Consider the following 23,457-nt stretch of genomic DNA (forward strand, 5'->3'; position numbering starts at 1 on the left):
TCCTCGCGCTGCACGTTGAGCCAGTGCGTCGCATAGGCGCGGCACTCCTTGCGGAACGCCACCATCGCGGTGGAGTCGCGGAAGTCCGGTTTCGGCTTGCCCTTGGAGCGGTAGTTCTCTTCCTCGATCTTCCATTCGATCGGCAGGCCGTGACAGTCCCAGCCCGGCACGTAGTTGGAATCGAAGCCGAGCATTTGCTGGCTCTTGGTCACCACGTCCTTGAGGATCTTGTTCAGGGCGTGCCCGATATGGATGTTGCCGTTGGCATAGGGCGGGCCGTCATGCAGCACGAATTTGGCGCGGCCGTTCGCGCCCTCGCGCAGCTTTCCGTAGAGGTCGATCTCGTTCCAGTATTTGAGGATCTCCGGCTCGCGTTGCGGCAGGCCGGCGCGCATCGGGAATTCCGTCTGCGGCAGGAACAGGGTTTTCGAATAGTCAGGTGCGTCGGACTTTTGCGGCTCTTGGGACATGAATGCTCTGGTTTGGCTCGTGAACGGCGCTGAAACGCTGGGGAAGAGCGGCTGAGACAGGAAAATCCCGGTCTTGCGCCGAGCGAAAGCTCAGGCGGAAGCCGGGCCCCTAATGCTGATGGTGCGCCGCGCAAACATGGGGCTTTCCATAGCAGGGGGCCGGGAAAATCGCAAAGGGCGAGCTCCCGAATCAATCGGTGTTGCGGATTTCTCCGGGGATACTAATCTATTGATTACCGGAGAGAATCCATGAGTGCCAAGCCATCTGAAATTTACGAGAGGTTAAAGGACCTTCGCCGTCAAGGCGATGGGCCCGAAATACACTCGAGGATCGGGCACCAGCTCAGGTCAATGTACGACGATGTCAGTAGGCAGGGTGTTCCGGATCGCTTTGCCGAACTTATTCGCAAACTGGAGGGGCCAGATAGTCAGTCTGGAAAGACGGATCCATCTGGAAACCTGATCAGGGTGCTTGAGATCAAGACGCTCGCAGACCGGGTCTTCGGCGATGAGCAAAAGGCCGAGACTTGGCTGCAGCGGTCCAATGCTTCCCTCTCGGGACAGAAGCCAGCCGATCTCCTGAAGGATGAACTGGGCACCTCCGTGGTCCGCGAATTGCTCGAACGGATCGACCACGGAATTTTCACCTGAGCCCTCGACATGGAGTTCTGGCGGATTTCGAACTACGCTGATCTTTCCGGGATCGGGGGCTTGATGGCCGCGGGGCGATGGCACTCGCAGGGTAGACGTATCGTCTACCTTGCCGACCATGAATCGAGCGCGCTGCTGGAGATGCTGGTCCACATGGATCGCGACCTGTTTCCGGCCAACTATCAATTGTTGCGGGTCGTGGCTCCTGACGACATCGCCGTTGAAGCCATCGACGCCGAACTGCCGCCAGACTGGCGTGAGCAGACGTTGACAAGCAGAGACATAGGAGATCGATGGCTGGATCGCGGAGCGAGCGCCCTATTGCGGGTGCCGTCGGCAATCAGCGCGACAGGCACCAACTACCTTTTCAATCCCGAGCATCCCGACAGCGCAAGAGTTGTCGTCGCGGAGGCTATCAAGGCACCGTTCGATCCTCGGTTGCTCCCGTGAAAAGAAGCGCTCAAGCGACGCGCGGCCGGGCCGGATTTCCGGCCACTGTGATACCCGCAGCGACGTCGCGCGTGACCACGCTGCCGGCGCCGATCACGGCGCCGCCGCCGATCGTGACGCCGGGCAGGATGATGGCGCCGCCGCCGATCCAGACGTCGCTGCCGATCCGCACCGGGCGACCGAATTCGAGGCCGGTCTTCCGTGTTTCGGCGTCGCGCGGGTGGTCGGCGGCGTAGATTTGCGTCGCCGGTCCGATCTGGGTGCGGTCACCGATCACGACCTCGACCACGTCGAGGATGACGCAGTTGAAGTTGAGAAACACCTCGTCGCCGAGCTGAATGTTGTAGCCATAGTCGCAAAAGAACGGCGGACGGATCACGGCGCTGGCGCCGACGCGGCCGAAATGCGCCGACAGCAGCGCGTGACGTTCGGCCACGGGAGCAGCTATCGTCGCATTGTAGCGCGCCAGCCAGGCCATGTTGGCTGCGGCATCCGCCTGCAGTTCGTCATCGCCGGGGCGATAGAATTCGCCCGCCAGCATCTTCTGCTTTTCGGTCCTGCTCAGTCGATCGCTCCGAGATTCGGGAATGCGTCCGGCGCCGCGGCCAGCCGGGCGCGGGCGCGCGCGCTGTCGTCATCCATCTGCCCGATCAACGCGTCGATCGAGTCGAATTTAAGTTCGTCGCGGATGAAACTGATGAAGGCGACGTCGAGCACGGTTCCATAAAGGTCGCCCTTGAAGTCGAACAGGAACACTTCCAGCAGCGGCGCGCCGTTGTCGAAGGTCGGCCGGCGGCCGAAGCTCGCCACGCCGTCCAGCCGCTCGGCACCGCGGCCGATCCGCACCGCGTAGATGCCATGCTTGAGGCTGCAATTCTTGTCGAGGCGGATATTGGCGGTGGGATAGCCGAGATCGCGGCCGCGCTTCTCGCCGTGGATCACCTCGCCGCTCACGAACCACGGGCCGCCCAGCATGGTGGTGGCTTCGTCGATCTGGCCCTCCGCCAGCGCCATGCGGATCGCGCTGGAGGACACCGGCCGCTCCTCGATATCGACATGGGGCTGGACGTCGACCACGATGCCGAGCCGCGGTCCCTCGCTGACCAGAAGGCTCGGCGAGCCGGCCCGACCCTTGCCGAAATGAAAGTCATAGCCGACGGCAATCCCGCTGATGCCGAGCCGTCCGATCAGGTCATGGTGAATGAAGTCTTGCGCCGAGGTCCCGGCCCGGGCCTTGTCGAATGTCATGACCACAGCGCCGGCGAGCCCGGTCCCGGCCAGGAGCCGCAGCTTGTTGGTCTCGTCGGAGAGGCGGAACTGGGGGCTGTTCGGGCTGAAAAAGCTGCGCGGATGCGGCTCGAAAGTGACCGCAAGCGCCGGCTTGCCGTGGGCGCGGCCCATCCGCATGGCAGCCTCGATGACGGCCCGGTGGCCCAGATGGACGCCGTCGAAATTGCCCATGGCGACCACGGCCCCGCGGGGGATATCGGCGGCAGGGGTGGTATCTCGGATAACGGTAAAACCAGTTGTCATTTCAGGGATTCTTCAGGAATTCGAAAGGCGCGGGGACGGTGAACGCGGCCGGACCGTGGCGCGGGCCCCCCTCCCAAGTCAAGCGGCGAGGGGGTACCCCAGACAGTTGCAATCCGGCTCCGCCCGTTTACGCGCTGTTTAATGGCTGATGCTACAGGTGGGGGAAGGACTGCGGGTCGCGCAGGCTTGTCGATAATTTGTGGCGTCAGCGTTGAGCGGGGGAAAAGATGGCGGTTGATTTGTCCATGCCGGTTCTGGTGGTCGATGACTACAGCACCATGATCCGCATCATCCGTAATCTTTTGAAACAGCTCGGCTTCGATAACATCGACGACGCCAGCGATGGTTCGATGGCGCTGGACAAGATGCGCAACAAGAAATACGGGCTCGTGATCTCCGACTGGAACATGGAGCCGATGACCGGCTACGACCTGCTCAAGGAAGTCCGCGCCGACCCCAACCTCGCCACCACGCCCTTCATCATGATCACGGCCGAATCCAAGACCGAGAACGTGATCGCCGCCAAGAAGGCCGGTGTGAACAATTATATCGTCAAGCCGTTCAACGCGGCGACGCTGAAGACCAAGATCGAAGCGGTGTTCCCGGACATGGAAACGGCGTAAGCCGCTCCCTCCGGGTTTCCTGGAATTTCCGTCATGCCCGGGCTGGTCCCGGGCATTCGCGTGTCTGGAGCGGCGTGCCTGGCGGTTGCCGCCGACTTACCACCGCAACTCGCGCATCAGCGCCCGCGGCGGGTGGCCGAACAGTTCCTTCACCGAGGCCGGGTCGAGCTGCTCGATGCCCTCGAATTCCTCGGAATGGATGCCGCGGGTCAGGAACAGACAGTCGATCCCGAAGCCGTGCGCGCCGGTGAGGTCGGTGCGCACGGAATCGCCGATCGCCAGCACGCGGTCGAGCGGTGTCGGCTGGCCGCGGCGCTCGGCGGCGAGCGCCATGGCGCGTTCATAGATCGGCCGGTGCGGCTTGCCGTAGAAGATCGCCTCGCCGCCGAGCTCGCGATAGAGCTCGGCAATCGCGCCGGCGCAATAGATCAGGCGGTCACCGCGCTCGACGACGATATCGGGGTTGGCGCAAATCAGCGGCAGCTTGTGCTCGCGCGCCTGCAGCATCATCGCGCGGTAGTCTTCCGGCGTCTCGGTTTCGTCGTCGAACAGGCCGGTGCAGACGATGTAGTCGGCCTGCTCCAGCGGCGCCATCACCGCGTCGAGCCCGCGATAGATCGAGGAGTCGCGCTCCGGACCGAGCCAGAACATCTTCTTGCCCGGGTGGTCGGCGACGAAATTCCGCGTCAGGTCGCCTGAACTGACGATGGCGTCGTAGGTTTCGTCGGCGACGCCAAGCTTGCGCAACTGGCGCTGCACGGAATCGGCCGGCCGCGGCGCGTTGGTGATCAGGATGACGGTACTGCCGCGCTGGCGGCAGGTGTGAAGCGCCTCGCAGGCGTCGGGGAAGGACTCCAGCCCGTTGTGCACCACGCCCCAGATGTCGGACAGGACCACCTCGACGCCGTCGACGAGGTCGCGCAGCCGTTCGGCGAACCGCAGTGAGGTCATGATCTTCCGGGCCTGTCAGCCCGGGCCCGCGGCACGGCGCGCCAATGCGGCATTGCCGGTCGCCCGCTTCGTCGGCTCTGCGGCCGGGCTTGCCATGGGAACGGGATTACTGAAGCCATTGGGATTGCCGAATTCGTTGGTAGGGGTGGCCCCGCCGGTAGCAGATGCCCCCTCCGGCCGCAACGGCCGCGGCGGCGCAAACAGGAAGCCCTGGCCGAAGCGCACGTCATAGTCGAGCAGGTCGACCACCGCGCGCTCGCCCTCGATCCTCTCGGCGATCAGGTCGATGCCGAAACGGCCGAGCAGGTCGGAAAGGTCGGACGGGTGGATGTCCGAGGCCGAACTCTGCTTCGGATCGAGCAGCAGCGCCGCCGGCACCTTGATGAAACGGACGCCGCGGTCGGCCAGCTCGCGCGGCTCGATCCTGAGATCGGTGACGTGATCGATCGAGAAACGGTAGCCGCGCTGCGACAGCGCGGCGAGGTGCTCGACCTCGATCGGACCGAGGCGGCGGAACATCGCCTGCTTGAATTCGAGCACGAAGGACGGCGCCAGCGCCCGGTTGGCCTCGAGGAAGTCGAGGCACTGCGCGAAATTGGCGGGGTTGGCCAGCGTCGCCGCCGAGACGTTGCAGAACACGCCGACATCCTTGTTGCGTACCATCAGGCGGCGCAGAACCTGGATACAGCGCAGCATCACCATGTGGTCGATCTTGCCGATCAGCCCGCCGGCTTCGGCGGTTGCGATGAAATCATCGGCGGCGATGATCTGATCCTTGTCGTCGCGCAGCCGCGTCACCGCCTCGTAGAAGCGCACCTTGCGCTGCGGCAGCGTCACCATCGGCTGCAGGTAGATGTCGAGCCGGCTTTCCTCGATGGCGTTTTTTACCGCGGCGAGCAGTTGCGGCTGGGGGCGAGGTGCCGCTTCCACGGCAACCGCAGCCGGGGCTGACGTCATGACCGGCGCGGGCCGGGCAACAGGCGCTTGCTGCACGGCGGCTGGTGCCGGTTCATGCCACGGTTCGGGGGCCGGCCTGGCGGCGGGAGGAGGGGCCGCGGCCGCCGCGGCGCCGGCGGCCAGCAGATCCTCATGGCTCGCCACCGAGACGGCCAGTTGCTTGACCAGCACGCCAAGCTCGCTGATTTCGCCGACAACGGCCTGGATGCGGTCGGAGCTCGCCGAGTTGGCCGACACCACGCGGCCCTCGATGGCGGCGAGCCTGCGGCCGAACTCGGCGACCTGGCGGGCGAGATCCGCGGTGCCGCGGGAAAGATCGGCGATCTGGCCGCCGACGTCGGAGCGGTCGCGCAGCCGCATCGACACCGCGTTGTAGAGGATCAGGAAGGTCAGCGCGGTCAGGGCGACGATGGCGGATTCGGTTCCGCTGAATCCGGCCACCGCGTGCACAGCAAGGCCGAGCGAGGCTGCGACCAGCACCATGCAGATGGCGATGAAAATCGTCGAGATGCGAATCATGTCGCGCGCTACGCCTTCAGGTCCGAACTGTCTTCACCCACCCGGGAAAACACGGAAGTTTCAGGCACGGTCCGGTCTGCGCTCCCCAAGCGCAGCGACCTTAACATCAATGTTGATTCGCAGGGCTAGTGTTGTTTGGACACGGTCGGAACAGGAAACGTTATCCGACGCATTTGCTGTCCTGTGTCCCGGACGCGGTGCGGCGTGAAACGCTGCTCCGCAGAGCCGGGACCTAAGTCGGCAACCCGGGTGTGGCGCAATGGGTCCCGGCACTAGGCCGGGACACGAGCGCAAATGCCGGCGCCTACGCGACCGCGCGGATCACCTTGCCCACCTTGTCCACGATCTCGCCGATCTGCTCCTCGGTGACGATCAGCGGCGGGGTCAGCGCCAGCGTGTCGCCGACGGCGCGGAGCATGATGTCATTGTCGTGGAAGGCGCTGTTGAGCCCGGCAAAGCCGCGCCTGCCCGCCCCGTCCGCCGACGGCGCCAGATCGATGCCGGCGGTCAAACCAATGGTGCGGATATCGATGACATTGGGCAGGCCCTTCAGCGACATCACCGCATCGGCGAACTTCGGCTCCAGCTTGTTGGCCCGCTCGAACAGCTTCTCGTCGCGGTAAATGTCGAGCGTGGCAAGGCCCGCGGCGCAGGCCAGCGGATGCGCCGAATAGGTATAGCCGTGGGTCAGCTCGGCCACGTGCTCGGGCCCGGTCATGAAGGCGTCATGGATGGTGTCGCGCACCAGCACACCGCCCATCGGGGCGGCGCCATTGGTGATGCCCTTGGCGAAGGTGATCATGTCGGGCAGCACGCCGTAGCGCTCGGCGGCAAAGGCGAAGCCGAGCCTGCCGAAGCCGGTGATCACCTCGTCGAAGATCAGGAGGATGCCGTGCTTCTGGGTGATCTCGCGCAGCCGCTTGAGATAGCCCTTCGGCGGCGCCAGCACGCCGGTCGAGCCTGCCATCGGCTCCACGATCACGGCGGCGATGGTGTTGGCGCCGTGCAGGTTGACGAGGTCCTCCAGCGCATCGGCGAAATGCACGCCATATTCCGGCTCGCCCTTGGTGAACGCCTGCTTCTCGCGGTCGTAGGTCGCCGGCAGATGATCGACGCCCGACAACAGCGATCCGAAGATCTTGCGGTTGCCGACGATGCCGCCGACCGAGGTGCCGCCGAAGCCGACGCCGTGATAGCCGCGGACGCGGCCGATCAGGCGCGAGCGGCCGCCCTGGCCGCTGATCTGGTGATAGGCGAGCGCGATCTTCAGCGCGGTATCCGCCGCCTCCGAGCCGGAGTTGCAGAAGAAGACGTGATCGAGGCCTTCAGGCGCCAGCTCGGCGATACGGCTGGCAAGCTCGAACGCCTGCGGAATGCCGAACTGGAACGGCGGTGCATAGTCCAGCGTCGCGGCCATCCTGGCGATGGCTTCCGAAATCTGGGTGCGGCCGTGGCCGGCGTTGGTGCACCACATGCCCGCGGCGGCGTCGATCAGTTTGCGGCCGTCGACGGTGAAGTAATGCATGTCCTTGGCGCCGGCGAGCAGCCGCGGATTCTTCTTGAATGCCCGGTTCGCGGTGAACGGCATCCAGTGCGCGGCGAGATCGTTCGGAACGTTGACGGGGGTCGGGCGGGGGCTCTTGTCCAGCATGGGGCGGCCTCTTTGTTTGGGACGTTGGGCTGACGCCAAACTATCAGTTTCGCCGCCCAGCGGGAACGCCGTCGCGCCGTGATATTTCCGCGCAACTTATCTACTTCAGAGGTCGGCGCCGGCGATCCAGAATACTTCGCCCTCGGAAGCCTCGGTGTCGAGCCAAAGCAGCGGCAATTCCGGATAGGCATCCTCGAGCTGCGGGCGGCAGCGGCCGACCTCGCATAACAGCCCGCCCTGCGGCGTCAGGTGCGCGGCTGACGCATCGAGGATACGGCGGACAATGTCGATCCCGTCGGCGCCGCCGTCGAAGGCAAGTTTCGGCTCGGCGCGGCATTCGCGCGGCAGGCCGGCCATGCCCTCCGCGTCGACATAGGGCGGATTGGAAATGATGAGGTTATAGCGTTTGCCGCCAAGCGGCTTGAACAGGTCGCCGCGATACAGCGTGATGCGGTCCTGCAGGCCATAATCGCCGACATTGCGCGCGGCGACTTCGAGCGCGTCCTTTGAAATGTCCACCGCGTCGATTTCGGCATTCGGAAAATTCCGGCTGGCCAGAATGGCAAGGCAGCCGGAGCCGGTGCAGAGGTCGAGCACGCTTTCCACCGCTAGCGGGTCCGAGATCAGCGAGCCGGCCTCGTCGTCGTCATCGCCGCCGAAATGATCGTCGAGCAGTTCGCCGATGAAGGAGCGCGGCACGATGGTGCGCTCGTCGACATAGAACGGCAGGCCGCGCATGTAGATCTTGTTGACGAGATAGGCGGCGGGCTTTCGCGTCGTGACGCGGCGCGCGATCAGGTCGAGAATCTTTTTGCCTTCTGCCGATGTGACGCGCGCGGTTGCGAAGGCCTCGAACTGGTCGGGATGCAGGTGCAGCGCCTCGCAGACGATGAAGGCCGCTTCCGCTACCGGGTCGGTGGTGCCGTGGGCGAACACCAGTCCGGCTTCGGTGAATCGGCTGGCGGCGTAGCGGACGAAGTCGAGCAGCGTCAGCAATTCGCCCGTACCGACCTTCGGGAGTTTTGCTGCGCCGGCGCCGCGCTTCGCCGCCGCTTTCCTGGCTTTGGCCATCAGGACCTGGTCCAGCGCGCGGCGGCCGCGTCGTCATGGTCGCGCGCCTCGATCCAGCTCGTGCCTTTTTGGCTTTCCTCGCGCTTCCAGAACGGCGCGCTGGTCTTCAGGTAATCCATCAGGAATTCCGCTGCTTCAAAGGCCGCCTGGCGATGCGCCGAGGCGGTCACGACAAGCACGATGTTCGCGCCCGGCGCGATCCGGCCGAACCGGTGAATGATGGTGAGCCCCTGCAGCGGCCAGCGTGACAGCGCCTCGTCGGCGTGACGGGCAATCTCGGCCTCCGCCATGCCCGGATAATGCTCGAGCGTCAATGCGGCGATCGGCGCGCCGTTCTCGCTGCCGCGGCAGATGCCGCTGAAGGTGACGACCGCGCCGATGTCGGTGCGGCCATTGGCGAGCGCCGCGATCTCGCGCGCTGCGTCGAAATCATCTTCCTGGATGCGAATGGTCGCCGTGACGGACATCGATCATCTTCTTCTTCACGCGTTCTGTTGACGCGAACCGGTACCCGCTTCGCCCGAAAACGCTTTGTCAACCGCCGGTCATCGGCGGGAAGAATGCTATCTCGCGCGCGCCCGATATCGCCGCATCCGGCCTGACATGGGCGTGGTCGATCGCGGCGCGGATCACCTTGGGCTTTTCGAAAGCATAGGCATAGGCGTCACCGCGGCTGGAGAGCCAGCCGATCAGGTCATCCACCGTGCGCACGTCGGCCGGCGGCTCGACGGTTTCCTCCGCCACGCCGATCCGCTCGCGCACCCAGGCGAAATATTTGAGCTTCATCCCTCATCCTCCTTGATGAGGTGATGGATGCCGGCGCGGAAATAGTCCCAGCCGGTGTAGATCGTGACAAGCGCCGAGATCCACAACAGGATGATGCCGAGCAGCGTGGTCCAGGGCAGTATCGCTTCGCCGGCCTCGCCGGCGATCAGGAAGCCAATTGCCACCAGTTGCACCGTCGTCTTCCATTTCGCCAGCTGGGTCACCGGTACGCTGACCCGCAACGCGGCGAGGTATTCGCGCAGACCCGAAACCAGGATTTCGCGGCACAGGATCACGAACGCCGCCCACAGCGTCCAGCGATTGATGCTGCCGTCAGCCGCAAGCATCAGGAGGCAGGATGCTACCAGCAGCTTGTCGGCGATCGGATCGAGCATCCGGCCGAATGCCGATTGCTGATCCCAGATTCGTGCATAGTAGCCATCGAGATAGTCGGTGACTGCGGCACCGAGAAAGACCGCCAGCGCCACCCAGCGCAGCCACAGCGGGCCATCCATGATGGATTGCCAGTAAATGCAGCCGACCACCACCGGAATGGCGGCGATGCGCGCGTAGGTCAGGATATTCGGCAGGGACAGGCTTTTGGTCTGTCCCCTGGTCGTTGCGATGTTCATCCGTCCTACCAATACCGCTGGAACGTGAAGGTCAACCGTGCGGGCCTAGATCATCTGTCGCAGGCGACGCCCAAATGACATGCTTTCCGGATCTAGGTCCCCTTACCCCGGCTGTGCATGGAAAAACTCGAATATCTTGCGGGCGCTTTCGGCGCTTACGCCGGGAACCTTGCCGAGGTCCGCGATCGAGGCCCGCTCGATCTCCTTCAGCGTTCCGAAATGGTGCAGCAAGGCACGTTTGCGTGACGGGCCGATGCCCGGGATTTCCTGCAGGCCGGCTTCCCTGATGTCCTTTTTGCGCAGCTTGCGGTGCGAGCCGATCACGAAGCGATGCGCCTCGTCGCGCAGCCGCTGGATGAAATAAAGCACGGGATCGCGCGGTTCGAGCTTGATGGCCTCGCGGTCCGGCATGAACAGGGTTTCGCGGCCGGCGTCGCGGTCCGGACCCTTGGCCACCGCCAGCAGCGAGACCTGCGTCAGGCCGAGCGTGGTGAAGATCTCCCTGACCGCGTTGAGCTGGCCGCGGCCGCCGTCGATGATGACGAGGTCTGGCCATTGCGGAAACGAGTCATCGTCGGCCTTCGCGCCTGGTTTTCCCTGGGCTGCGTCGCCGTCCGGCGGTTTCAGGAGCCGCTTGAAGCGCCGCTCCAGTACCTCGCGCATCATCGCGTAGTCGTCGCCCGGCGTCAGTCCCTCGGACTTGATGTTGAACTTGCGGTACTGGTTCTTGATGAAGCCATCCGGCCCAGCCACGATCATCGCGCCGACGGCGTTGGTGCCCTGGATATGGCTGTTGTCGTAGACCTCGATGCGCTTGGGCGTGTGCAGCAGCCCGAGCGTGGCGGCCATGGATTCCAGCAGACGGCTCTGTGTTGCGGTGTCGGCGAGCTTGCGGCCGAGCGCCTCGCGCGCATTGGTCAAGGCGTGCGTGACCAGTTCCTTTTTCTCGCCGCGCTTCGGCACGGAGATTTCGACCTTGTAGCCGGCCTTGACACAAAGCGCGTCTGCCAGCAGCGCGCTTTCCTCGATCTCATGCGACAGCAGGATCAGTTTCGGCGGCGGCTTGTCGTCGTAGAACTGCGCGAGGAACGAGGCCAGCACTTCCTCCGGCGTGAACGACTTCTCGGCGCGCGGGAAGTAGGCGCGGTTGCCCCAGTTCTGGCCGGTGCGGAAGAAGAACACTTCCACGCAGGAATAGCCGCCTTCCTGATGAATGGCGAACACGTCGGCCTCTTCCACCGTGCGCGGGTTGATGCCCTGCTGCGACTGGATCGCCGACAGCGCGGCGAGGCGGTCGCGGTAGAGCGCGGCGGTCTCGAATTCGAGCTCGTTCGAGGCCTTCTCCATCTCGGTGGCAAGCAGGCCCTTCACGGCATGGCTGCGGCCGGAGAGGAAGTCGCTCGCCTCGCGCACCAGCTCGGTATAGCCGGGGAAATCGATCTCGCGGGTGCAGGGGCCGGAGCAGCGGCGGATCTGGTAGAGCAGGCACGGCCGCGTGCGGCTTTCGAAGAACCCGTCGGTGCAGGAGCGGATCAGGAAGGCGCGTTGCAGCGCGGTGATCGTGCGGTTGACGGCGCCGGCGGAGGCGAACGGCCCGAAATATCGCCCGGGCCTGGTTTGCGCGCCGCGATGCTTGAGGATCTGCGGCGCCCAATGGTCGCCGGTGATGAGGATATAGGGAAACGACTTGTCGTCGCGAAGTTGCACGTTGAAGCGCGGCCTGAGCTGCTTGATCAAATTGGCTTCGAGCAGCAGCGCTTCGGTCTCGGTCGTGGTGGAGACGATCTCGACGGTTACCGTTGCCGCGATCATCCGCAGGATGCGCGCCGGCAGCGGCGCGTTGGCCCGCGCGTAGGACGCAAGCCGTTTGCGGACGCTTTTGGCCTTGCCGACATACAGCACGTCGCCCGCGGCATTGAGCATGCGGTAGACGCCGGGCGAGGTCGGCGCCAGCCGCACCGCGTTTTCGATCGCCGCATGACCGACCGCCAGCGGGCCCTCCGCGATCGCCTCGATGGGCTCCTCGGGGGTATCAGGCAGGCGCGCTTCCTCGTCCTCCTCGGCGGCTGCCGTGGCGGGATCGACATCGGCGGCGGTCAGGTCCTGCGGCACATCCGGCTGGGAACCCCGGCGCTCTTTCCGCGGGGGGGTCGGGTGGTCGGTAGAATCGTGATCCATGGGTCTAAATTAAGCGGTGCAAGGCGGCATCGCCAGCGCCTGGAGCGCACTCCATGCTGGATGAAGGAAGCCCGGTAAGGCGTTGTTAAGAATGATGAGCCGGCAGTAACCCGGCTTAACAACCCTTTAACTTAAAACTCTCGATAAATCTTATCGAAAAGAGTGGAGTTCCGTAACCAGGCCGGTCTGTTGCCCGGCGGTCGCGGCAGTTGCGTGGAGTTGCGTGATGAGCAGGTTCGCCGTGGCCGCGCTGGTCTTGAGCGCTGCAGGCCTGACCACGTCGGCAAAGGCGGCCGACTTCTACGGCTCGGGCGCGCCCCTGACCGTCCCCGACACGCTGTACCGTTCCGATAGCTGGGCCCGTCCCTATCTCGGCGTCAATCTCGGTTACGCCTGGGGCTCGGTCGCGAACAATCCGGCCAAGCCGTCCGGCTTCGTCGGCGGCGTCCAGGCCGGCTACAATTGGCAGAGCGGATCGTTCGTGTTCGGCCTCGAAGGCGACATCCAGGCGACCGCCGCCGAAGAAACCTTCGCGCCGTGGAAATTTTCCAATCCCTGGTTCGGCACGGTTCGCGGCCGCGTCGGCTACGCCTTCAACAATGTCATGTTCTTCGGCACCGGCGGTCTTGCATTCGGTGAACTGCGCGCCACGACGTTCGGCCTGACCGAGTCGCACACCAATGCAGGCTGGACGCTGGGCGCCGGCGCCGAGATGGGCATCGATCAGCATTGGAGCGCCAAGATCGAATATCTCTATGTCGATCTGGCCAACAGCAACTTCGTCGTTACAGGTGCGTCGAACGGGTACCGGTTCGGCCTGATCCGGGCCGGCATAAACTATCGCTTCTGAGAACAAAAAACTGTCGGTTACCATCTCCCCGGCGGCCGCAAGCCGCCGGGATTTTTTGTCTCCAGCCGAAATCATGCAGGCCCAGCGCAGCCCGGATGCTCGGGAGGCGATGCTGCCCGGCGCAATCTTCACAGCAGGAAATCAGTCCGCATTAACGCGAGCGTCAACTCACGATGAAATAACCAGGTTGACGGCCTTCGGGCCTTTGCCCTTCTTGTCCGGTTCAACCTCGAATGTAATGCGCTGTCCTTCTGTCAAATCCTTCAATCCGGCCCGCTCGACGGCGGTGATGTGCACGAACACATCGCGGCCGCCATCATCGGGCTTGATGAAGCCGTAGCCGCGTTCTCCATTGAAGAACTTGACTGTTCCAGTCATGGCCATCGGGAAACTCCTCCCCCGTATTGCTCCACCGCCACGCGCAATTCGCGTATCGGCTGACCGGACATTCGCTGCCGGAAGCTTGGCCACCTCAGCCGTTCGGATCTAAGCCGCCGACCGACTGGATTATTATTCGGCCTTGATCACTCCGCCGCAACCATTCGCGGAAGCGGAACGTAAAGCCAGTCCCAATGGGCTGAGCATAGTACGGTTTGGTTCCAATTGCCTACGGAGATTCGCAATAATCACGGCCTCGTCAGGGCTTGGGCGCCTCCAGCCTGAAGCGGCCGGCCCCGCCCTGGCCGAGCGGCTTTTCGAGTTCGGGCAGAATTGTCTTCAGGTCACTCGCCAGCGTCCATGGCGGATTGACGATCAGGAGGCCGGTGGAGGCGAGGGGGCCGCCTGCCTCCTGCGGCGCGACGCTGAATTCGAGCCGCAGGCATTTGCCCGCCGGCTTGCTGGCCGCGGCAGCGCCGGCGACGAGGCGCGCCAGTGTATCGGTCGCGCGCCGGCTCTTTACGGGGTACCAGATCACATAGCTGCCGGTCGGCCATTTCGCATAGGCCTCGGCGAACCCGTCCGCCAGCCGTTCGAATTCGTCCTTTTCCTCGAACGCGGGATCGATCAGCACCAGGCCGCGCCGCTCGTTGGGTGGCACGAAGGCCGGCAGTGCGGTCCAGCCGTCGAGATCGACCACCCGCGCCTGGCTGTCGCGGCGCAATGCGTCGATCAGTTGCTTGCGGGCGCCGGGCTCGATCTCGCAGGCCGTCAGGCGGTCCTGCGGCCGCAGCAGCGCGCGGGCGATCAGGGGTGAGCCGGGATAGACGTCAAGCTTGCCTGGCGAGTTGAAGGCCCTGACGATGTCGAGATAGGGGGTCACCAGCGGCAGCGCGTTTTCCGAAAACCGCGCCTGCATCATCCGCGCGATGCCGGTCAGCCATTCGCCGCCGCGGCGGGCCTCCTCGCCGGTGAGGTCGTAGCGCCCGGCGCCGGCATGGGTGTCGATGACGCGAAACGCGGCCGGCTTCTCCTGCAGATAGGTCAGCATCCGCACCAGCACGATGTGCTTGATGACATCGGCAAAGCCGCCGGCGTGAAAGGCGTGTCGGTAGTTCATGGCAATCGGCTGACCGCTGGCAGATAACGTACCGTCTTCTACGCGTCGGAAGCGGGCTTGTCGCGCCTGCAAACGCACCCGGAAGGATCAGCGCTGAACGGCCGAGGTCGGGTATCGATATCCCGGCCATCCACGTGTCTTGCAGATGACGATAAAGACGTGGATGACCGGGAACGCCGACGGCTTCGCACCGTCTGCGCAACAGGAAAGGTGGGAGCTAATCGTCAGCCGCCCCGCACCGGCGGCATGACCACCTCATCGCGCCGGCAGGCGCGGCGGTCGTTCTCCTCACAGGCGCGGAATTGCATGTCCTTGCTCAGGCAGATCCGAACCTCGCTCAGGCGCCGGCTCGTGCAGGTCACCGAGATCGCCGACGGGCTGAGGCCCGCGTTGACCCTGATGAAGGCCGCTTCGAGATCGCCGGGGGCGATGGTCTTTTCTTCCGCCAGTTGCAGGAATTCCTCGGGTATCTTCACCGCCGCACGCGCCTTGCGGATGTTCTCGAAATAGCCGCGGGCGCCGAGGCCTGAACAGGTGCCGTGCTTGTCCCATTCGTTGAAGATCAGGCCGGGCGCCGGCATCAGATCCAGCATCGAGGTCATGATGTTGCGATCGAGCCGCGGCGACGGCCGCTGGCAATATTCGGGAAAGCCGCGCTCATATTGCGGCCACAGGCCGTGGACCACGAAGGAATAGGGGCGGCTGCACTGGGTCTGCGAGCGCCCGCGGTTGCCGCGCTCAGCCGCAGCCTCGCAGAACGAGGGCGACCAGGACAGGGCGAGGACATAGAAATCGAACTCGCCCGGGGCGTTCTGGCGGCGGTCCTGCGCCTCCGCCATTCCGGCCAAGGTGACAACCAGCGCCAGTGAAATCAAAAGCCGCGAAAGAATACCGGATGGGTGCATCGGACGCCCCTCTACTCGACTACCGCAAGCCTAGCAGAGAGCCGGAACATTTCAAGAACAAAATTCCAATGCCGCAGCACGGACCGGAAACAAAATCAGGGCCGGGCTGCCCTGCAGGCCGGGGCATACGCCCAGTTCCGGTCAAGCCCGGTCACGCACCATTCGACGCCCTGGCCGTAGCCGGCAAAGCCGCCGTCCTCGATGATCGAGTAGTGCACGGTACGCATCTTGCCGTCGCTCAGCATGACGTCGCCGCTGCAGAAGCGGCGCGGAATATTGTCGGACTGCCAGGGCCGGAACGCGGTCTCATGGATCCGTCCGAAGCCGGTAATCGCCAGCGCCGAATTCCAGAACTTGCCTTCCTTCTCCCGGAACTGCGTTGCGATGACCGGCAGCGCACGCTCGCATTCGGCCACGCGGCCCTCATAGCGCGGGCCGGAAAGCCAGAAATTCAGTTCCAGCGGGTTGGCGGCCTGGGCGGCATGGCTGGAGACGAGCAGGGCGAGCGCCGCCGTCGTCGGGCCGAGTGCTCTCAAGGATGTGAACAGGTTGCGCATGGGAATCCGCCGGTGAGCCAATGCAGGGGACGGTGCCGCGAAGGCCTGACAAGGTCAAGTGCAGCGCGGCAACACCTGACAGCCAAGTCTGCCCCGTGCTCCAACCCATTCTTTTCACGGCCGTCGGCGCACACTATGGTGCGCCTTGAGCGAAATGGAGTCTGCGATGCGAAGAATTCTGGCCACGAGCCTGATTGCCATGGGCCTGGTCGTCACGGGCGGGATGCTGGCGGGCGCGCCGGCGCAGGCGCAGTGGTTTGATATCGACACGGTGCCGCCGATGAAGGGCAATGACACCGGCGGCATCATCGCCTATCCGCTCGCGATGCAGGCCGATGCCCGTCAGCTCGCCGTCGATCACTGCGCCCGCTACGGCAAGGTGGTGAAATTCCTCGGCGTGCAGCCCAATTACGGCGGCTATGTTTCCTTTGCCTGCCGCTGGGTGCCCTATGGCGCCGCCGAGCGCCCGCTGCGCACGCTCTACTGAGCGCGTCCCGCCGGCCCCTCCACGGTTGGACATGTTTTCGCCACGCCAGACGTGTGTTCACGTGGCGCGAAACACGATGATTGAAAAATTCAGCGGGAGCCCACGCATGAGACGACTGCTTTTCGGGTCTTGGTCGGCCGCCGTCCTGTTTGCCGTGTTGCTTGCCTTGTTGCTTCCCTTGGCGCCAATGAGCGCGGGTGCGGTCGAACTGCCGGTACGCAAGGCGGGCCTGTGGGAGATGAAGGTGGTGCGCGCCGGGTCCCCGTCGCCGGAGATGACGATGCAGCAATGCACCGACGAGACCACCGACAAGGACATGAGCACCACGTTCTCGCCGATGACCAAGGATATCTGCTCGAAGCAGGACATCCAGAAGACCGCGACAGGCTATGTCACCGATTCCGTCTGCGGCGTCGCCGGCATGACGATCAAGACACATGCCGAGATTAACGGCGACTTCAACTCCGCCTATACGGTGAAGTCGACCTCGCACAGCGAGGGCGGCATGGCCGGCGCCGCGCGCGACACCGCGACGACGATCGAGGCCAAATGGCTCGGCGCCTGCAAGGCCGATCAGAAGGCCGGCGACATCATGATGCCCGGCGGCATGAAGATGAACGTCAAGGACATGGAAAAGCTGAAGGCGCTGATCCCGAAGAAATAGCTGATTACACCGGCACCCTGACGGCCGCGCGCAACCCGCCCATGGGGCTGTCGCCGAGCGTGATGTCGCCGCCGTGCGAGCGGGCGATGTCGCGGGCGATGGCGAGGCCCAGGCCCGTGCCGCCTTCATCCTGGTTGCGGGCATCGTCGAGCCGCAGGAACGGCTTGAACACTTCCTCGCGCATGTTGACGGGAATGCCTGGGCCGTCATCGTCCACCGTCACCGTCAGATAGCGGTGATCGCGGTGGCCGGTGATGGCGACGGTCCTGGCGTAGCGCGCCGCATTGGAGACGAGGTTGGCGATGCAGCGCTTGAACGAGGCCGGCTTCACCGTCACGACGGGCAGGCCGTGGAACGTCACCGTCGCGGTATGGCCGTGGCGTTCGGCGTCGCTGCGCAATTCCTCCAGCGCCATCGTCATGTCGGTCGGCTGTGCCACCTCGCCGCTGTCGCCGCGCGCGAAGGCGAGATAGGCCTCCAGCATGCCGGACATTTCGTCGACATCCTTGCGCATGCCGTCGACTTCCGGGCTGTCGCCGATCAGCGCGAGCTCGAGCTTGAAGCGGGTCAGGATGGTGCGCAAATCGTGGCTGACGCCGGCCAGCATCGCGGTGCGCTGATCGATCGAGCGTTCGACGCGCGCCTTCATCTCCAGGAACGCCTGGGCCGCCTGCCGCACCTCGCGCGCGCCGCGCGGCCGGAAATTCGGCACCTCGCGGCCCTTGCCGAAACTTTCGGCCGCCTCCGACAGCCGCAGGATCGGCCTGATCTGGTTGCGCAGGAACAGCACCGCGACGATCAGCAGGATCGAGGAGGTGCCGAGCATCCAGAAGATGAAGATTTCCGAATTGGAGGCATAGGCGGCGCTGCGTTGCGCGAACACGCGCATCACGGCATCGTCGAGCTGGATGCGGATTTCGACCAGGTTGGACTTGCCGACGGTGTCGATCCAGAACGGTCGGCCGATCTGGCGGCCAAGCTGCACCGAGAGCGTCTGGTCGAGCAGCGAGAAGAACGGTTTGGGCCCGGGCTGCGGCATGTCGCCGACGGGAAGGAAATCGACCACGAGCTGCAGCCGCTGTCCGATGCGGCGGAGCTGGGCGCGATCCTTGTCCTGCGGAAAGGCCTTGTAGACGTCGATCAGGCTGGCGATGTCCTGCACCACGGCGGCTGACAGCCGCCGCGTCACCGTATTCCAGTGCCGCTCCATGAATACGAACGCGACCACCGTCTGCAGGATCACCATCGGCACGATCATGATCAGCAGGGCGCGAGCATAGAGACCGGTCGGCATCCAGCCCTTGAACGCGTTGCCCATCCAGCCATTGGCCCTGGACACGCGCTGCGAGGCATTGCGAATGAACGTCAGGCCGGTGTCGAGCGTGCTCATGGCCGGCTCAGGGCGACGCTACCAGGCGGTAGCCGATGCCGCGCACCGCCTGCAGGAACAGCGGATTGGCGGGATCCTGTTCGATCTTGCGGCGCAGGCGGTTGATCTGCACGTCGACGGCGCGCTCATTCACCGTACCGCCGCCCGTCAGCGCCGCGCGCGGCACGGTTTCGCCGGGGCTGGTGGCGAGAATGCGCAGCATTTCACGCTCGCGGTCGGTGAGGTGAATGATCTCCTCGCCCTGGCGCAACTCGCCGCGATCGAGGTGGAACATGTAAGGACCGAACGCGATCTGCTCCAGGGCTTCGACCGGCGGCGGGGCGGAGCGCTTCAGGATATTGCCGATCCGCAGCACCAGTTCGCGCGGCTCGAACGGCTTTGCGACATAATCGTCGGCGCCGATCTGCAGGCCCTCGATCCGTGCTTCCGCTTCATGGCGCGCCGTCAGCATGATGATCGGCACCGAGGAGGAGGTGCGGATGAACCGCGCCAGATCGAAGCCGGTTTCGCCGGGCATCATGACGTCGAGGATCAAAAGGTCGAAGTGCAGGCCGAGCAGCTTGGAACGCGCGTCGGTCGCGCTCGATGCGGTGGTGACGCGATAGCCCTCGCCGGACAGGAAGCGCGACAGCAGATCGCGGATGCGCCGGTCGTCGTCGACCAGGAGCAGATGCGGTGCGTCGTCGGCGAGTTGCCGCGGCGCGCGTGCGGTGGCTGTCGCGATGGTTGCTGCTTGCGCCACGGTCACTCCCTTGGCTTCCTGCTGCCGATCCCGAAGATGGCCTCTAACACCTTATCCGGGTCGTCGCGATCGATCATCGCCCGCAAGAACTGGTTGATCGCCGCGGCGCCTTCGGGATTGATGTCGCGCAACGCGCGGGTGATGCGATCGGTCTGCAACCCCGCGAGCTTCGCCACCAACGCTTCGCCCTTCGGGGTGGCGTAAAGAAGGCGCTGCCGGCGATCGTTGTTGCCGGTCTTCTGGATGATGTAGCCCTCGTCAAGCAGTTGCTTGAGCACCCGCCCGAGCGACTGCTTGGTGATGCGGAGCACGTCCAGGAGGTCGGCAACCTTGAGGCCGGGGTAGCGATAGACGAAATGCATCACCCGGTGGTGGGCGCGGCCGAATCCGAAAGCCTCGAGCTCGTGGTCGGCGTCGCCTACGAAATCGCGATAGGCGAAGAACAGGAGCTCGATGATGTCCCAGCGCATTTCGCCGGCGCGCGGGGCCGGGGAGGCGCCCGGAGACTCCTGCGAATCGGGGCTGATAGCACCCCTTGAGAAATTTATGTCAGTCATGTTGACATATCTTGGGTTCAATGTTACAAAACCACCAGCCACGACGAAACTTTAAGTCGTTTCGAACTTGGAGACGAGGCAGGCGGCCGGGAAAAGCTAGCGATAGCGGCAACGGCTGCAATTGGACTACCGTGCGATTGTCGAGCGGCATTTCGGCAAACATACTGGACTTCAGCATCCCGCAAAAGCATGTCCTCACGGACATGACGGCGCAGGAAGCCCGCCTGCGAGGCGGGTGGTGCCGAAGTCCAGACCTGTCAAGGCCAGCAAGCCCGGCTCAGCATGCCGGGGCCAGATATTGCGCCGATTCCGGCAGCGGGAAGCAAGAGAATGAGTTTGAATTTCGAAATCCATCCTGCGGCGAACCCCGTTTCCGAGAAGGAGCGCGCCGCAAAGCTCGCCGATCCCGGTTTTGGCCGGGTCTTCACCGATCACATGGCGATCATCCGCTACAGCCAGGGCAAGGGCTGGCATGACGCGCGGATCGAATCCCGCGCGAATTTCCCGCTCGATCCGGCCACCGCCGTGCTGCATTACGCGCAGGAGATTTTCGAGGGCCTCAAGGCCTACAAGCGCGACAACGGCGTCAACCTTTTCCGTCCCGACGCCAATGCCCGCCGCTTCAAGGATTCGGCGGAACGCATGGCGATGGCGCCGCTGCCGGAGAATCTGTTCATCGAAGCGGTCGAGCAACTGGTCCGCATCGACAGCGCCTGGATACCCGGCGGCGAGGGCAGCCTCTACCTGCGCCCCTTCATGATCGCGAGCGAGGTCTTCCTCGGCGTCAAGCCGTCGGCGGAATACATCTTCGCCGTGATCGCTTCGCCCGTCGGCTCCTATTTCAAGGGCGGACCGGCGCCGGTGTCGATCTGGGTGTCGGAGCACTACACGCGCGCCGCGGTCGGCGGCACCGGCGCGGTCAAATGCGGCGGCAACTACGCGGCGAGCCTGCGCGCGCAGGCCGAGGCGATCGAGCATGGCTGCGACCAGGTCGTCTTCCTCGATGCGGTCGAGCGCCGCTATATCGAAGAGCTCGGCGGCATGAACGTCTTCTTCGTGTTCGACGACGGCTCGCTCTCGACGCCGCCGCTCGGCACCATCCTGCCGGGTATCACCCGCGATTCCATCATCGCGCTCGCCAGGGATTCCGGCGCCGTCGTGCGCCAGGAGCCCTATACGATCGAGCAGTGGCGCAAGGACGCCGCGAGCGGAAAGCTGAAGGAGGCGTTCGCCTGCGGCACCGCCGCCGTGATCTCGCCGATCGGCAAGGTGTGTTCGGCGAGCGGCGATTTCCAGATCAGCGGCGGCGTCGCCGGCCCGGTCGCCATGGGCCTGCGCAAGCAGTTGGTCGACATCCAGTACGGTCGCGCGGAAGACCCGCACGACTGGATCCGAAAGGTCATGTGACCGGCGGCGGGGCCGGGTTGCCCTGCCACGCCTCGGCTGGTACCTAGCCGCCCATGGCCGAAAAACCCAAAAAACCACAGAAGCTGAAGGCGCGGCTGCCGCGCGGGCTGGAAGATCGCGGACCCGCCGCGATCGCGGCCACGCGCCGGATGGTCGAGAAGATCCGCGAGGTCTATGAGCGCTACGGCTTCGAGCCGGTGGAAACACCGGCGATGGAGTTCACCGATGCGCTCGGCAAATTCCTGCCCGACCAGGACCGGCCGAACGAGGGCGTGTTCTCGTTCCAGGACGACGACGAGCAGTGGATATCGCTGCGCTACGACCTGACCGCGCCGCTGGCGCGCTATGTCGCGGAGAATTTCGAAGCGCTGCCGAAGCCGTATCGCTCCTATCGCTTCGGCTACGTGTTCCGCAACGAGAAGCCCGGTCCCGGCCGCTTCCGCCAGTTCATGCAGTTCGATGCCGATACGGTGGGCTCGGCCTCGCCGGCGGCGGATGCCGAGATGTGCATGATGGCGGCGGATACGATGGAAGCGCTCGGCATTCCCCGTGGCAGCTATGTGGTGAAGGTGAACAACCGCAAGGTGCTTGATGGGGTGATGGAGAGCATCGGGCTTGGCGGCGAAGAGAATGCAGGACGTCGGCTTACGGTGTTAAGAGCGATCGACAAGCTCGATCGCCTTGGCGAACAGGGTGTGCGCGAATTGCTAGGTGAGGGTCGCAAGGACGAATCCGGCGATTTCACGAAAGGCGCCGGGATATCAGCCTCTGACGCGGAGACCGTTTTTGCCTTCATGCATGGCGGCGCCGATGCAAATGACAAGAGCTTTTTTCAACGGCTCGAGAATGTCTTTAACGAAAAGGGCAGCACATCTGGCAGCGAAGGTCTGAAAGAACTTAGCCAGATTTTTGATATTACGATGGCTTCAGGTTATGGCGACGGTCGCGTCCTTATCGACACTTCCGTCGTGCGCGGTCTCGAATATTACACCGGCCCCGTCTACGAGGTCGAACTCCTGCTCGACACCAAGGACGAAAAGGGCCGTCCCGTGCGCTTCGGTTCGGTCGGCGGCGGCGGGCGCTATGACGGCCTCGTCTCGCGCTTCCGCGGCGAGCCGGTGCCGGCGACGGGATTTTCGATCGGCGTGTCGCGGCTGCAGGCCGCGCTGACGATGCTGGGCAAGCTCGACACGCGCACCGATTTCGGCCCCGTCGTCGTCACCGTGTTCGACCGCGATCGCGTCGCCGACTACCAGAAGATGGTCGCGGAGCTTCGCAACGCCAACATCCGCGCCGAGCTTTATCTCGGCAATCCGAAGAACATGGGCAACCAGCTCAAATATGCCGACCGCCGCAATTCGCCTTGCGTGATCATCCAGGGCTCCGACGAGAAGGCGCGCGGCGAAATCCAGATCAAGGATCTGATCGAGGGCGCGAAGGCGGCCGCCGTCATCGCCTCGAACCAGGAATGGCGGGAGACCCGTCCGGCGCAGTTCTCCTGCGCCGAAAGCGAGATCGTCGCCAGGGTGCGCGAGGTGCTGGCGCGCCATGACGTGAAGTGGGGATAGCTGATTTCGTCATACGCGGGCTTGACCCGCGTATCCATCTTCAAAATGATGGATTGCCGGTCAAGTTCGGCAATGACAGGTTACCGAAGAAGCAAGAGCAAAAGGGAGACCGCAATGCCTGAGATCACCGTGAGCATGGCCGCTGGCCGCACCGACGAACAGAAGGCCGGCATGATGCGTGACATCACGCAGGCGCTGGTGAAGAATCTCGGCGTCGATGCCGATGCGGTGGTGATCCAGATCAACGAAGCGCCGCTGGCCCACAAGATGAAGGGCGGCAAGACCTTCGTCGAACGCGCCGCTGCGGCGAAGAAGTAGCTTCTATCGTCGTCCCTGCGAACGCACTAGCTGATGCACACTTCTTGGCTGCGGCGGAATGAC

At 64.3% G+C, this 23,457-nt stretch carries 27 protein-coding genes; 9 read left to right on the top strand and 18 right to left on the bottom strand.

The window, feature by feature from the left end; genetic code table 11:
- On the bottom strand, positions 1–470 hold a 470-nt coding region (locus V7E26_RS20160), incomplete at its 3' end, for a class I tRNA ligase family protein (RefSeq protein ID WP_324419437.1).
- A gap of 249 nt (positions 471–719) precedes the next feature.
- Between V7E26_RS20160 and V7E26_RS30065 the strand changes: the two genes are divergently transcribed.
- Positions 720–1,121, top strand: coding sequence for a NepR family anti-sigma factor (locus V7E26_RS30065; protein WP_442893437.1), 402 nt, complete (start codon positions 720–722; stop codon positions 1,119–1,121).
- A 9-nt stretch (positions 1,122–1,130) separates the two neighbouring features.
- A complete protein-coding gene (locus tag V7E26_RS20175) occupies positions 1,131–1,571 on the top strand; it encodes an RES family NAD+ phosphorylase (RefSeq protein ID WP_324419439.1) in 441 nt (146 codons plus the stop codon).
- Between the two features lie 10 nt (positions 1,572–1,581).
- Here V7E26_RS20175 and V7E26_RS20180 read toward each other — a convergent pair whose 3' ends face one another.
- Both V7E26_RS20180 and V7E26_RS20185 read right to left on the bottom strand, forming a co-directional pair.
- Positions 1,582–2,136 (bottom strand): sugar O-acetyltransferase, encoded by a 555-nt coding sequence (locus V7E26_RS20180; protein ID WP_324419488.1) that lies wholly within the window; start codon positions 2,134–2,136, stop codon positions 1,582–1,584.
- Positions 2,133–3,104 carry a bifunctional riboflavin kinase/FAD synthetase gene (locus V7E26_RS20185; protein WP_324419441.1) on the bottom strand — a complete coding sequence of 324 codons (972 nt, stop codon included), beginning with the start codon at positions 3,102–3,104 and terminating at the stop codon, positions 2,133–2,135. The genes V7E26_RS20180 and V7E26_RS20185 overlap by 4 nt, the downstream gene beginning before the upstream one ends.
- A gap of 227 nt (positions 3,105–3,331) precedes the next feature.
- Here V7E26_RS20185 and V7E26_RS20190 point away from each other — a divergent pair, with 227 nt between their 5' ends.
- Positions 3,332–3,727 carry a response regulator gene (locus tag V7E26_RS20190; RefSeq protein ID WP_324419443.1) on the top strand — a complete coding sequence of 132 codons (396 nt, stop codon included), beginning with the start codon at positions 3,332–3,334 and terminating at the stop codon, positions 3,725–3,727.
- A gap of 96 nt (positions 3,728–3,823) precedes the next feature.
- Here V7E26_RS20190 and V7E26_RS20195 read toward each other — a convergent pair whose 3' ends face one another.
- The 8 genes from V7E26_RS20195 to uvrC form a co-directional block, all read right to left on the bottom strand.
- Entirely contained in the window at positions 3,824–4,678 is an 855-nt protein-coding gene (locus V7E26_RS20195; RefSeq protein ID WP_324419445.1) for a TIGR01459 family HAD-type hydrolase, read from the bottom strand.
- Between the two features lie 15 nt (positions 4,679–4,693).
- Positions 4,694–6,154, bottom strand: coding sequence for an EAL domain-containing protein (locus V7E26_RS20200; RefSeq protein WP_324419448.1), 1,461 nt, complete (start codon positions 6,152–6,154; stop codon positions 4,694–4,696).
- 304 nt (positions 6,155–6,458) lie between these two features.
- The gene (locus tag V7E26_RS20205; RefSeq protein ID WP_324419449.1) at positions 6,459–7,805 is read right to left on the bottom strand and encodes an aspartate aminotransferase family protein; all 1,347 of its coding nucleotides are present in this window, start codon (positions 7,803–7,805) and stop codon (positions 6,459–6,461) included.
- 105 nt (positions 7,806–7,910) lie between these two features.
- On the bottom strand, positions 7,911–8,876 hold the full coding sequence (prmB, locus tag V7E26_RS20210; protein ID WP_324419451.1) for a 50S ribosomal protein L3 N(5)-glutamine methyltransferase: 966 nt from the start codon (positions 8,874–8,876) through the stop codon (positions 7,911–7,913).
- Positions 8,876–9,343: a molybdenum cofactor biosynthesis protein MoaE gene (locus V7E26_RS20215; protein ID WP_324419453.1), complete on the bottom strand. Its 468-nt coding sequence runs from the start codon at positions 9,341–9,343 to the stop codon at positions 8,876–8,878. Before V7E26_RS20215 ends, prmB begins: the two co-directional genes overlap by 1 nt.
- Before the next feature lie 67 nt (positions 9,344–9,410).
- On the bottom strand, positions 9,411–9,662 hold the full coding sequence (gene moaD / locus V7E26_RS20220; RefSeq protein ID WP_324419455.1) for a molybdopterin converting factor subunit 1: 252 nt from the start codon (positions 9,660–9,662) through the stop codon (positions 9,411–9,413).
- Entirely contained in the window at positions 9,659–10,273 is a 615-nt protein-coding gene (pgsA, locus tag V7E26_RS20225) for a CDP-diacylglycerol--glycerol-3-phosphate 3-phosphatidyltransferase (RefSeq protein WP_324419457.1), read from the bottom strand. Before pgsA ends, moaD begins: the two co-directional genes overlap by 4 nt.
- A gap of 102 nt (positions 10,274–10,375) precedes the next feature.
- Positions 10,376–12,451 carry an excinuclease ABC subunit UvrC gene (uvrC, locus tag V7E26_RS20230; RefSeq protein ID WP_324419459.1) on the bottom strand — a complete coding sequence of 692 codons (2,076 nt, stop codon included), beginning with the start codon at positions 12,449–12,451 and terminating at the stop codon, positions 10,376–10,378.
- Between the two features lie 226 nt (positions 12,452–12,677).
- Between uvrC and V7E26_RS20235 the strand changes: the two genes are divergently transcribed.
- On the top strand, positions 12,678–13,301 hold the full coding sequence (locus V7E26_RS20235; RefSeq protein WP_324419461.1) for an outer membrane protein: 624 nt from the start codon (positions 12,678–12,680) through the stop codon (positions 13,299–13,301).
- Positions 13,302–13,469: 168 nt separating this feature from the next.
- Here the strand turns inward: V7E26_RS20235 and V7E26_RS20240 are convergent, their stop codons facing one another.
- The 4 genes from V7E26_RS20240 to V7E26_RS20255 all read right to left on the bottom strand — a co-directional run bounded on the left by V7E26_RS20240 (position 13,470) and on the right by V7E26_RS20255 (position 16,261).
- Positions 13,470–13,685, bottom strand: coding sequence for a cold-shock protein (locus tag V7E26_RS20240; RefSeq protein ID WP_028350729.1), 216 nt, complete (start codon positions 13,683–13,685; stop codon positions 13,470–13,472).
- 253 nt (positions 13,686–13,938) lie between these two features.
- Positions 13,939–14,799 carry a 23S rRNA (adenine(2030)-N(6))-methyltransferase RlmJ gene (locus V7E26_RS20245; protein ID WP_324419467.1) on the bottom strand — a complete coding sequence of 287 codons (861 nt, stop codon included), beginning with the start codon at positions 14,797–14,799 and terminating at the stop codon, positions 13,939–13,941.
- Between the two features lie 224 nt (positions 14,800–15,023).
- A complete protein-coding gene (locus tag V7E26_RS20250; RefSeq protein ID WP_442893438.1) occupies positions 15,024–15,638 on the bottom strand; it encodes a ribonuclease T2 family protein in 615 nt (204 codons plus the stop codon).
- Positions 15,639–15,799: 161 nt separating this feature from the next.
- The gene (locus tag V7E26_RS20255; protein WP_324419471.1) at positions 15,800–16,261 is read right to left on the bottom strand and encodes a hypothetical protein; all 462 of its coding nucleotides are present in this window, start codon (positions 16,259–16,261) and stop codon (positions 15,800–15,802) included.
- 166 nt (positions 16,262–16,427) lie between these two features.
- Here V7E26_RS20255 and V7E26_RS20260 point away from each other — a divergent pair, with 166 nt between their 5' ends.
- Entirely contained in the window at positions 16,428–16,748 is a 321-nt protein-coding gene (locus tag V7E26_RS20260) for a hypothetical protein (protein ID WP_324419473.1), read from the top strand.
- A 187-nt stretch (positions 16,749–16,935) separates the two neighbouring features.
- Positions 16,936–17,412, top strand: coding sequence for a DUF3617 domain-containing protein (locus tag V7E26_RS20265; RefSeq protein WP_324419490.1), 477 nt, complete (start codon positions 16,936–16,938; stop codon positions 17,410–17,412).
- A gap of 4 nt (positions 17,413–17,416) precedes the next feature.
- Here the strand turns inward: V7E26_RS20265 and V7E26_RS20270 are convergent, their stop codons facing one another.
- The 3 genes from V7E26_RS20270 to V7E26_RS20280 are packed head-to-tail and all read right to left on the bottom strand — an operon-like array spanning position 17,417 to position 20,101.
- Entirely contained in the window at positions 17,417–18,802 is a 1,386-nt protein-coding gene (locus V7E26_RS20270; RefSeq protein ID WP_324419475.1) for an ATP-binding protein, read from the bottom strand.
- A 7-nt stretch (positions 18,803–18,809) separates the two neighbouring features.
- Complete coding sequence (locus V7E26_RS20275; RefSeq protein WP_324419477.1) at positions 18,810–19,550, bottom strand: response regulator transcription factor; 741 nt, start codon at positions 19,548–19,550, stop codon at positions 18,810–18,812.
- On the bottom strand, positions 19,547–20,101 hold the full coding sequence (locus tag V7E26_RS20280; RefSeq protein WP_324419492.1) for a MarR family winged helix-turn-helix transcriptional regulator: 555 nt from the start codon (positions 20,099–20,101) through the stop codon (positions 19,547–19,549). Before V7E26_RS20280 ends, V7E26_RS20275 begins: the two co-directional genes overlap by 4 nt.
- 330 nt (positions 20,102–20,431) lie before the next feature.
- Between V7E26_RS20280 and V7E26_RS20285 the strand changes: the two genes are divergently transcribed.
- The 3 genes from V7E26_RS20285 (at position 20,432) to V7E26_RS20295 (ending at position 23,394) form a co-directional block, all read left to right on the top strand.
- Positions 20,432–21,508 (top strand): branched-chain amino acid aminotransferase, encoded by a 1,077-nt coding sequence (locus V7E26_RS20285; protein ID WP_324419480.1) that lies wholly within the window; start codon positions 20,432–20,434, stop codon positions 21,506–21,508.
- A 149-nt stretch (positions 21,509–21,657) separates the two neighbouring features.
- A complete protein-coding gene (gene hisS, locus V7E26_RS20290; RefSeq protein WP_442893439.1) occupies positions 21,658–23,076 on the top strand; it encodes a histidine--tRNA ligase in 1,419 nt (472 codons plus the stop codon).
- Positions 23,077–23,148: 72 nt separating this feature from the next.
- The gene (locus tag V7E26_RS20295; RefSeq protein ID WP_324419484.1) at positions 23,149–23,394 is read left to right on the top strand and encodes a tautomerase family protein; all 246 of its coding nucleotides are present in this window, start codon (positions 23,149–23,151) and stop codon (positions 23,392–23,394) included.
- The last annotated feature ends 63 nt before the right edge of the window (positions 23,395–23,457 follow it).

Source organism: Bradyrhizobium sp. (assembly GCF_036735945.1).
Lineage (GTDB): Bacteria > Pseudomonadota > Alphaproteobacteria > Rhizobiales > Xanthobacteraceae > Bradyrhizobium.